This window comes from Chromohalobacter sp. 11-W, assembly GCF_029889905.1.
In the GTDB taxonomy this organism is placed as follows: Bacteria; Pseudomonadota; Gammaproteobacteria; order Pseudomonadales; family Halomonadaceae; genus Chromohalobacter.
Genome location: NZ_JARANZ010000035.1, coordinates 1 through 584, shown reverse-complemented (window position 1 = coordinate 584; position 584 = coordinate 1). Strand labels below are relative to the sequence as shown.

General features: G+C 63.7%; 1 protein-coding gene. It reads left to right on the top strand.

Annotation, left to right across the window (positions count from 1 at the left end; all coding sequences use genetic code 11):
• The coding region (locus tag OP494_RS17200) for a 2-oxo acid dehydrogenase subunit E2 (protein ID WP_280542794.1) at positions 1-584 on the top strand (584 nt) is incomplete at both ends.

The window sequence follows — 584 nt, the reverse complement described above, 5'->3', positions numbered from 1 at the left end:
TCGATCTGGCCCAGGTCACACCCACCGGGCCCAAGAACCGCGTGCTGAAGGAAGACGTGCAGGGCTACGTCAAGAATGCGCTTCAGCAGCGTTCCAGCGGTGCCGGAAGCACGGCCGCGCCGAGTGGCGGTGCGGGCATCCCGGCGGTGCCGGACATCGACTTCAGCCAGTTCGGCGAGGTCGAGGAAAAACCCATGGGCCGCCTGATGAAAGCCGGCGCGACCAACCTGCACCGCAGCTGGCTCAACGTGCCGCACGTCACGCAGTTCGACGAAGCGGACATCACCGAGCTTGAAGCCTTCCGCAAGTCGATGAAGGACGAGGCCGCCAAGCAGGATGCCAAGCTCACGCCGCTGCCGTTCATGATCAAGGCCTGCGCCTACGCCTTGCAGAAGTTCCCGCAGTTCAACGTCAGCCTGAAGAGCGACGGCGAGACCCTGGTGCAGAAGCACTACGTGCACATCGGCATCGCTGTGGACACGCCGGACGGCCTGATGGTCCCGGTGATTCGCAACGCCGATCAGAAATCGCTGATCGACCTGGCCAAGGAATCGGTCGAACTGGCCGGCAAGGCACAGTCGAAG